General features: G+C 68.7%; 9 protein-coding genes. 5 read left to right on the forward strand and 4 right to left on the reverse strand.

Annotated features, from left to right (window positions below; all coding sequences use genetic code 11):
- Positions 1 to 109: 109 nt before the first annotated feature.
- Genes GGQ62_RS06430 through arsB form a run of 5 tightly spaced genes read left to right on the forward strand, consistent with a single transcriptional unit; the run spans position 110 to position 2,862 of the window.
- A complete protein-coding gene (locus GGQ62_RS06430) occupies positions 110 to 430 on the forward strand; it encodes an ArsR/SmtB family transcription factor (RefSeq protein WP_152578844.1) in 321 nt (106 codons plus the stop codon).
- Positions 427 to 915 carry an ArsI/CadI family heavy metal resistance metalloenzyme gene (locus tag GGQ62_RS06435; protein WP_152578845.1) on the forward strand — a complete coding sequence of 163 codons (489 nt, stop codon included), beginning with the start codon at positions 427 to 429 and terminating at the stop codon, positions 913 to 915. Before GGQ62_RS06430 ends, GGQ62_RS06435 begins: the two co-directional genes overlap by 4 nt.
- The gene (locus GGQ62_RS06440; protein ID WP_152578846.1) at positions 912 to 1,310 is read left to right on the forward strand and encodes an ArsC/Spx/MgsR family protein; all 399 of its coding nucleotides are present in this window, start codon (positions 912 to 914) and stop codon (positions 1,308 to 1,310) included. Before GGQ62_RS06435 ends, GGQ62_RS06440 begins: the two co-directional genes overlap by 4 nt.
- Positions 1,307 to 1,801, forward strand: coding sequence for a GNAT family N-acetyltransferase (locus GGQ62_RS06445; RefSeq protein WP_153401455.1), 495 nt, complete (start codon positions 1,307 to 1,309; stop codon positions 1,799 to 1,801). The genes GGQ62_RS06440 and GGQ62_RS06445 overlap by 4 nt, the downstream gene beginning before the upstream one ends.
- Positions 1,798 to 2,862 (forward strand): ACR3 family arsenite efflux transporter, encoded by a 1,065-nt coding sequence (gene arsB / locus GGQ62_RS06450; RefSeq protein ID WP_152578848.1) that lies wholly within the window; start codon positions 1,798 to 1,800, stop codon positions 2,860 to 2,862. The genes GGQ62_RS06445 and arsB overlap by 4 nt, the downstream gene beginning before the upstream one ends.
- On the opposite strand, the gene GGQ62_RS06455 is transcribed toward arsB, so the two are convergent.
- Genes GGQ62_RS06455 through ftsA form a run of 4 tightly spaced genes read right to left on the reverse strand, consistent with a single transcriptional unit; the run spans position 2,831 to position 8,253 of the window.
- Positions 2,831 to 3,970 carry a DUF1501 domain-containing protein gene (locus tag GGQ62_RS06455; RefSeq protein WP_152578849.1) on the reverse strand — a complete coding sequence of 380 codons (1,140 nt, stop codon included), beginning with the start codon at positions 3,968 to 3,970 and terminating at the stop codon, positions 2,831 to 2,833. The genes arsB and GGQ62_RS06455 overlap by 32 nt on opposite strands.
- A 1-nt stretch (position 3,971) precedes the next feature.
- Positions 3,972 to 5,426 (reverse strand): DUF1800 domain-containing protein, encoded by a 1,455-nt coding sequence (locus tag GGQ62_RS06460; RefSeq protein WP_152578850.1) that lies wholly within the window; start codon positions 5,424 to 5,426, stop codon positions 3,972 to 3,974.
- A 58-nt stretch (positions 5,427 to 5,484) separates the two neighbouring features.
- Positions 5,485 to 6,915 carry a cell division protein FtsZ gene (ftsZ, locus tag GGQ62_RS06465; protein WP_152578851.1) on the reverse strand — a complete coding sequence of 477 codons (1,431 nt, stop codon included), beginning with the start codon at positions 6,913 to 6,915 and terminating at the stop codon, positions 5,485 to 5,487.
- 57 nt (positions 6,916 to 6,972) lie between these two features.
- Positions 6,973 to 8,253 (reverse strand): cell division protein FtsA, encoded by a 1,281-nt coding sequence (gene ftsA / locus GGQ62_RS06470; protein ID WP_153401457.1) that lies wholly within the window; start codon positions 8,251 to 8,253, stop codon positions 6,973 to 6,975.
- Positions 8,254 to 8,272 lie beyond the last annotated feature (19 nt).

Raw genomic sequence — 8,272 nt, forward strand, 5'->3', positions numbered from 1 at the left:
ATCTCCCCAACGGCGTGTCGCCCCTCCCTGCCAGCCGTGCCGCGCACGTCAAGCAGTTCGATTGGGCAGGTGGTTGACGGTGTGAACACGATTCGATATTTCCGGAATTATGGAAATATCAGCCATGGTCGATCGGCTGGCGGCGCTGGCGCAGCCGCACCGGCTGGCGGTGTTCCGCCTGCTGGTGGTTGCCGGCCCGGAGGGTCGGGCCGCCGGTGACATCGCCGATGCGATCGGCCTGCCGGCGTCGTCCCTGTCGTTCCATCTGGCGCACCTGAAACGCGCCGGGCTGGTGACGGCCGTGCGCGACGGCCGGTCGCTGCGCTATGCTGCCGATTTCGGCGCCATGCGCGGGCTGGTCGATTTCCTGACCGACAATTGCTGTGCCGGGGCGGCATGTGGCCCCGATCTGGAAAGGCTGATCGCATGAAGCGAATGCATGTTCATGTCGGCGTCGATGACCTCGCCGCTTCCACCCGATTCTACACGGCGCTGTTCGGCGCAGAGCCCAGCGTCGCGCGCACCGATTATGCCAAGTGGATGCTCGACGACCCTTGCGTGAATTTCGCCATCTCGGTCGGCCATGCCGGCCGGGGCATCGAACATCTCGGCATCCAGGTCGAAACGCCGGCGGAGCTGGCCGAAGTCTACGGCCGGTTGCAGGCGGCGGGGCGTCCGGTGCTGGAAGAGGGTGCCGCGCGTTGCTGCTATGCGACGTCGGAAAAGAACTGGATCAGCGACCCGCAGGAAATAGTCTGGGAGGCATTCCTGACCCATGGCGAGACGACCGACTATGGCAGCGACCCCGCGCTCGCTGTCCTCGCGTCGCCCAATGCCGCGCCGGGGTCGTGCTGCGCGCCGGTGCTGACACCGACGCCGACGCCGACGCCGACACAATCCGGATGCTGCGCATGACCGTCACCATCTGGCACAACCCGAACTGCGGCACCTCGCGCAACGTCTTGGCGATGATCCGCGCGACCGGTGTGGAGCCGGTCATCGTCGACTATATCAGGACGCCGCCCGATGCGGCGACGCTGGCGCAGGTCGCGGCCGCGATCGGCGGCGCCGCGGCGCTGTTGCGGACCCGGGGCACGCCCGCCGAGGCGATGGGCCTTGTCGGTGCCGATGATGCAACGATCCTGGCGGCGATGGCGCGCGAGCCGATCCTCATCAACCGTCCGGTGGTGATCACGCCGCGCGGCACCGTGCTAGCGCGGCCGTCCGAAACCGTGCTGCCACTGCTTGGCGGTGCCCTGCCCGCCGATTTCCGCAAGGAAGACGGCGCGCCGGCATTGCCACCCGCATGATCCGGCCGGCATTGCCCGGCGACGCCGCCGCCATCGCCGCAATTTATGCACCTGAAGTGCTGGGCGGCACCGCGACCTTCGAGATCGACGCGCCCGATGCGACCGAAATAGCACGGCGGATGGCACGCGTTGCGGCGGCCGGCTGGCCGTGGCTGGTCCACGAGGACGCCGGCGCCATCGGCGGTTTCGCCTATGCCAGCCAGTTCCGCGACCGCCCGGCCTATGCGCACAGCTGCGAAACTTCGGTCTATATCGCGCCGGCCTTGCAACGACGCGGAGCCGGACGCGCCCTGATGGCGGCGCTGGTCACGTCAGCTGCGGACGCCGGATTTCGCCAGATGATCGCGGTGATCGGAGACAGCGGCAATGCCGCCTCGATCGGGCTTCACCGGGCATGCGGCTTTGCCGAGGTCGGCCGCTTGACCGACGTCGGGCACAAGTTCGGACGCTGGCTCGATGTCGTCTATATGCAGCGCGGGATCGGCGCATGACCGGCAAGCCTGCACGCCTGTCCTTTCTCGACCGCTGGCTGACGCTCTGGATCTTTGCAGCAATGGCGCTCGGGCTCGCCCTGGCGACTCTGGTGCCCGGCTTGCCCGCGGCGCTCGATGCGCTCAGCATCGGGACGACCAACATACCGATCGCTGCCGGGCTGATCCTGATGATGTACCCGCCGCTGGCGCGGGTCCGCTATGCAGAACTGCCGCGGGTGTTCGCCGACAAGCGTGTGCTGGTCCTGTCGCTGGTGCAGAACTGGATCATCGGCCCGGTGCTGATGTTCGCGCTGGCCGCATTCTTCCTTGGTGACCAGCCCGAATATATGACCGGGCTGATCCTGATCGGGCTGGCGCGGTGCATCGCCATGGTGCTGGTGTGGAACCAGCTGGCGCGCGGCGACAACCAATATGTGGCGGGGCTGGTGGCATTCAATTCGGTGTTCCAGCTACTGTTCTTCAGCGGCTATGCCTGGTTCTTCCTCACTGTCCTGCCGCCGGTGTTCGGATTGGAAGCGAGCGTTGTCGATATCGACTTTGCCACCATCGCGATCGCTGTCGCGATCTATCTGGGGCTGCCCTTCGCGGCGGGCTGGTTGAGCCGCACCGTGCTGACGGCGCGGCGCGGCACCGACTGGTATGAAAATCGCTTCCTGCCCCGCATCGCGCCGATCACCCTGGCGGCGCTGCTGTTCACCATCACCGCGATGTTCAGCCTGAAGGGTGACGACATCACGCGCCTGCCGTTCGACGCGCTGCGCATCGCCGTGCCGCTGACGCTGTACTTCCTCATCCAGTTCGGTGTCAGCTTCGTCCTCGGCCGCTGGATCGCCGGCGATTACCCGCGTACCACCGCCATCGCCTTCACCGCGGCGGGCAACAATTTCGAACTGGCGATCGCTGTCGCCATCGCCAGCTTCGGCCTGGCGTCACCGGTGGCCTTTGCAGCGGTCATCGGTCCGCTCGTCGAAGTGCCGGTGCTCGTGCTGCTGGTCAGCGTATCGCTCTGGCTCGGGCGACGCTGGTTCAACCCCGCACCAGCCCCGACATCGGCCTGACCGACCCTGCGAACACCCGCCGCGCCACCCGCATCGGATCCAGCGCGAAATGTTCGGCGGCAAGCCCGGCGAACAGTGCACGCAAGTCTGTGGTCGCGGCAAGATCGCGGCCGTCGAACAGCTTTGCCGGCGCCAGCCCCGGCCAATCGGTGACGACCCGCCCGCCCTTTACCGCACCGCCGGCAACCATCGCGACGCCGCCGGTGCCGTGATCGGTGCCGCCGGTGCCGTTCGGCGCCGCGGTGCGGCCGAACTCGGTGGCGGCGATGACGACGGTGTGCGCCCAGTCGGCGCCGAGCCCATCCTTCAGCGCCGCGATGACCGTGTCGAGCTGCCGCAACTGGGCGTTCAGCCGCCCGGCCTGGCCGCTGTGCGTGTCCCAGCCGTTCAATTCGATCACGGCGATGCGGGCACCGTGCGGCTTGGCCAGAAAGGTCGCTGCCAGGCGGCCGAGCCCGGCCGGATTGGCTTTGCCCCGCGCATCGGCGCCCGCAAGGGTGCGGGCCGCGAGCGCGTCCGACCATAGCCTGTGCAGTTGCGGATCGGCGGCATAGAGCATGCCGGCCCGCGCGAGCAGGTCGTCATCGGCGGTGGCAAGCTGCGACGGCGCAAAGGCTGTCGCCGTGGCAGTGCCGCGCAGCGCCATCGGCAGTGTCTGCGCGAGCGCAATCGCCGGCTCCCCCGTTGCCGGCAGCAGCGGCAGCAACCGGTTGAGCCAACCGTCCTTGCGCGCATAGGCTGCCGTACCCCCCGTTTCGAGGACATTCTGGGCGTCGAAATGCGAGCGCTCGCGATAGGGCGAGGCGATGGCGTGGACGAACAGCGCCTCGCCCCGGGCATAAAGTGCGCCGGTCTGCGCCAGCGCCGGATGCAGGGCGAAATCCGGACCCAGCGGCAGCGGCACCCCGGCATCGGGCGGTGGTCCGAAATTGCCGCGCAGCGCCGCATAAGCGGGATCGCCGACCGGCATCACCGCCGCGAGCCCATCCATCGCGCCGCGCAGGATTATGAAGACCAGCCGCCGGTCGGTGGCAGCGGCAGCGAGCGCCAGCTGCGGCGTCAGCCATGTCGCGGCACCCAATCCGAGGAAAAGCCGGCGGTCGATCATGTCATCGCCTCAGGAATTCCGGCGCGGCGAGGAGCAGCGCCAGCCCCTGCTGCGGCGACGCGGCGCGGCCGACGGCCTGCGCCGTCGCCGCCGTCAGCACGCCGGGCAGGATATGCGGCGCGAGCGCGCGGGCATCGATCCGGTCGCCGATCCGCGCCGCAAGGCGACCGGCAACTTCGACCCGGCGCAGCAGCGCATCCGGTGCGGCCCAGCTGGCGGCGATGTCGTCCCATCCCGCCGGCGAGCCCGACCGCCAGACCTGCTGTCCGAGTTCCGACAAGGCCCCCGCCAGGCGCAGGTCCGGTGTCGCCGTCGCACCGGTGGCGCGCAGCGCGGAAATCGTCCAGTCCCACGGCGTCTTGAACTTGGGCTGCGCCGGCGCCCACGCCTCGGGCGACGCGACGAGCACGCGATAGACGGCCATCAGGTCGCCACCGCTGGCAACATGCGCCGCTGCCAGCCGATCGACCAGCGCTGGCGGCGGCACATCGGCAACAAAATGCCGGGCCAGCTTGGTGGCCAGGTGCCGCGCTGTCGCCGGGTGCACGGCGAGATCGGCGAGCATGGCACGGGCCTGCGCTTCACCCGTGCCGGCATAGCGCTGACCCAGCAACTGCCGGGGCCCGGGCTCGTGCCAGCCCGGCTGGAACACAAAGGCACCGTCCGGCGCCGCCTGCCCGGCCGGGCCGCGCACGAAGCCGCCAACGCTCCAGCCGGTCAGCGCGCGTGCCATTTCCTGGACATCGGCCTGGCTGTAGCCACTGCCGACGCCGAGCGTGTGCAGTTCCAGGATTTCGCGGCCGAGATTTTCGTTGAGGCCGGGCTGCCGCGGCGCGCCACGCTGGCGGGCGGCGTCCGCGACCGGGGATTCCGGGCCGATCGCCTGCGCCTGATCGAGATAGAGCAGCATCGCCGGATGGCGCGCCGCCGCCTGCAACAGGTCGACGAAGCGCCCGGCGATGTGCGGGCGGATGGCTTCGAATTCGAACGGCCCGGCAAGGCCGGCTGTCTGCAGCTTTTCGATCGACACGGAAAAATGGTTCGACCAGAAATGGACAAGCCGTTCCGGAAACGGTGCCGGTGTCGTCAGTGCAGCAGCGATGCGGCCATTGACCTGGTCGCCATAGGCGCGCGTGTAGAGCCGGCGCAGTTCCTGCCGCCGATTGGCCTCGTCGGGCGGCGTCGCGCTGGTCGCCGTCGCGGTGGGGGCGGCCATGGACGCCGCGACCATGTCACGCCGCAGCCTCAGCCGCTGCTGTTCCAGAAAGCTGCGAAAATGCGCCGCCATCTGCGCAGAGCCGGGCAGCGCGGCAATGGCCGGCGGGCGCGGATCGAAGCGATCGAACTGGGCCAGCAGGTCGGCGCGGGGATCGGCCGGCGGCGGGTCGTCGGCGCGCAAGCCGAGGCCGAACCGGTTGCCGGCAATTGCGAACGTATCAGGCGACGGGGGAGCCATGATGACCTTACGCCCCCGAAGGCAGGAAACCCCCGGCCAAGGCCGGGGGGTCAGGCGATCAGTTGTTGACCTGGCGCTTGAAGAACGGCGGGATGTCGACGTCGGATGCCGCCGGCGGCGTCGGTTCGGGCGCCAGCGTCGGGGTCGGTGCCGGACGGGCTTTGGGACCGCGCGACATATTCAGCATCTTTTCGAACAGCGACATCGGCCGTTCTTCCTCGACGGCGACCGGGGGTGCGATCGGCACGACGACGGGAGCAACCGGCTCGGGAACCGGCGCCGCAACCTCGTCCTCGTCGATGCGCTCGGCAACGACACCCAGGTCCATCTCGACCGGCTCGGGCACAACGTCCGCAACGGGCTCGGTCACGGCGGCGGCAACAGGTTCCGGCACCGATACCGCGGGGGTTGTCGCCGGGGCGGCGGCAGCAACGGGCGGCATCGTGAAGATGCTCGGCTGCGCGGCAAAGCCCGAATCCACCCGGGGGCGCGACGCCGGTGCCGGTGCGGGCGCCGCCGCGCGCGTCGCGGCGTCGATGCCGGTGGCGACGACGGAGACGCGCATGATGCCATCGAGGTTCTTGTTGAACGCCGATCCGACGATAATGTTGGCTTCGGGGTCGACCATGTCGCGGATATAGGTCGCGGCCTCGTCGACCTCCATCAGGCGCAGATCCTCGCCGCCGGTGATGTTGATGATGACACCCTTGGCACCGCGCATCGAAACTTCATCGAGCAGCGGGTTGGCGATGGCCTTTTCAGCGGCTTCGAGCGCGCGGCGCTCGCCGGTCGCTTCGCCCGTCCCCATCATCGCCTTGCCCATTTCGGACATGACGGTGCGGATGTCGGCGAAATCGAGGTTGATGAGGCCCGGCATGATCATCAGGTCGGTGATGCCGCGCACGCCCTGGTGCAGCACCTGGTCGGCCATGGCGAACGCGTCCTTGAAGGTCGTGTTGGCGTTGGCGATGAGGAACAAATTCTGGTTGGGGATGATGATCAGCGTGTCGACATGCTTTTGCAGCTCGGCAATGCCTTCCTCGGCGGCGCGCATGCGCTTGTTGCCTTCGAAGGTGAAGGGCTTGGTGACGACGCCGACGGTAAGGATGCCCTTTTCGCGCGCGGCGCGGGCGACCACCGGGGCGGCGCCGGTGCCGGTACCGCCGCCCATGCCGGCGGCGATGAAGCACATGTGCGCGCCTTCGAGGCTGGTTTCGAGCTGGTCGAGCGTTTCTTCCGCCGCTGCCCGCCCGATCTCCGGCCGGGCGCCGGCGCCCAACCCCTGCGTGATCTTCATGCCGAGCTGGATGCGCGTTTCGGCCTTGCTGGCGGCCAGCGACTGGGCGTCGGTGTTGGCGACGATGAAGTCGACACCCTGAAGATCGGCGGCGATCATGTTCGCCACCGCGTTACAGCCGGCGCCGCCGACCCCGACAACGGTGATCCGCGGCTTCAGCTCGGTCAGTTCGGGACGTTCGAATTCCAGCATCTCGTGTCTCCCCTTCAGGGTTGCATACTATATAAGCGATTCATGTTCCAAGCGGGATCACAGGCTGCCCCGTAGTTTTTCGATCATTTGCGCCAGACGCCCGCCGCTGCGCGTCGAACTGGGCAAGGCCGGCGCATGCCAGACGTCGGGGACCTCGTTGGCCGCGAACAGCACCAGCCCGGCCAGCGTCGCAAAGGCCGGCCCGCCCTGCGCCGGCGGCAGCCCGGTCAGCCCGCGCGGCCGGCCGATGCGGACGTTGCGGTTGAGCGCGCCGGCGGCGAAATCGGCGATGGCGCGCAGTTCGGCCCCGCCGCCGGTCAGCACCACCTGCCGCGCCTGCGGACCGACAAAACCGAGCATGTCGAGCTTGATCGCCACTTCGCGGAACAAGAGGTCGAGCCGGTGGCGAATGACGCCGATGATCTGCGCCTTGGGCACGCGGGTCGGTTCGGCCATGCCATCGTCGGTCATCGGCGGCACTTCGACGGCGTCGTGATTGTCCTTGGGCACGGTCACGGCGGCGCCATCGAGCGCCTTCAACCGCTCGGCGTGGCTGCGGCGCGTGGAAAAGGCAGCGGCAAGGTCGTTGGTGATGTCGTGCGCGCCCATCGGAATGGCGGCGACGCCGACGAGCATGCCGAACATGTGGACGGCGATGGTCGTCACCCCGGCGCCGATCTCGATCAGCGCGACGCCCAGTTCGCGTTCCTCGCGCTCCAGCGTCGACAGGCTGGCGGCGAGCGGCGAGGCAACGAGCGACTTCAGCCCGATATGGGCGTTGCGAATGGCACGATCGAGGTTCTTCAGCGGCGGCGTGTCGGCGGTGACGACATGGATGTCCATGCCCAGCCGGTCGGCATGAAAACCGAGCGGGCTTTCCACCCCCGGTTGCCCATCGAGCGCGTAAAGCGCCGGCTGGGCGTGGACGACGGTACGGCTGCCGGGGTTGATCCGGGCGCGGCCGGCCTCGCGCAGCGTCACCATGTCGGCGGCGGTGATGCTGGCCCCGGCGATGTCGATCTCGGCCGTGGCGACATCGCTGCCCAGATTGCCCGCCGAGATGGAGGCATAGACATATTCGACCTGCACCCCGGCGGCGCGTTCGGCCTGGTCCATGGCGCCGCGAATGGCGGCTTCGGTGCGTTCGAAATCGGTGACCAGGCCGCGACGCAAGCCGGCACAGGGCTTCTGGCCGGTGCCGATGACGCGCGGTTCCCCGTCGGGCCCGGCAATGGCGATCAGCGCCGCGACCTTGGAGGTGCCGACATCGAGGACGGCGATGGTGCGTTCCCCGCCGCGCGGCGGCAGCAGTGGCACCTTGGGGGTGAGGATGGCCATGGGTCAGGTCATTTCCATC

This window comes from Polymorphobacter fuscus, from assembly GCF_011927825.1.
GTDB classification, from domain to species: Bacteria; Pseudomonadota; Alphaproteobacteria; order Sphingomonadales; family Sphingomonadaceae; genus Sandarakinorhabdus; species Sandarakinorhabdus fusca.

What these genes read in the sequence shown, in the direction of transcription:
- GGQ62_RS06430 (WP_152578844.1), top strand. Translation starts at nt 110, where the DNA reads ATGGAAATATCAGCCATGGTCGATCGGCTGGCGGCGCTGGCGCAGCCG.
- GGQ62_RS06435 (WP_152578845.1), top strand. Translation starts at nt 427, where the DNA reads ATGAAGCGAATGCATGTTCATGTCGGCGTCGATGACCTCGCCGCTTCC.
- GGQ62_RS06440 (WP_152578846.1), top strand. Translation starts at nt 912, where the DNA reads ATGACCGTCACCATCTGGCACAACCCGAACTGCGGCACCTCGCGCAAC.
- GGQ62_RS06445 (WP_153401455.1), top strand. Translation starts at nt 1,307, where the DNA reads ATGATCCGGCCGGCATTGCCCGGCGACGCCGCCGCCATCGCCGCAATT.
- arsB (WP_152578848.1), top strand. Translation starts at nt 1,798, where the DNA reads ATGACCGGCAAGCCTGCACGCCTGTCCTTTCTCGACCGCTGGCTGACG.
- GGQ62_RS06455 (WP_152578849.1), bottom strand. Translation starts at nt 3,970, where the DNA reads ATGATCGACCGCCGGCTTTTCCTCGGATTGGGTGCCGCGACATGGCTG.
- GGQ62_RS06460 (WP_152578850.1), bottom strand. Translation starts at nt 5,426, where the DNA reads ATGGCTCCCCCGTCGCCTGATACGTTCGCAATTGCCGGCAACCGGTTC.
- ftsZ (WP_152578851.1), bottom strand. Translation starts at nt 6,915, where the DNA reads ATGCTGGAATTCGAACGTCCCGAACTGACCGAGCTGAAGCCGCGGATC.
- ftsA (WP_153401457.1), bottom strand. Translation starts at nt 8,253, where the DNA reads ATGGCCATCCTCACCCCCAAGGTGCCACTGCTGCCGCCGCGCGGCGGG.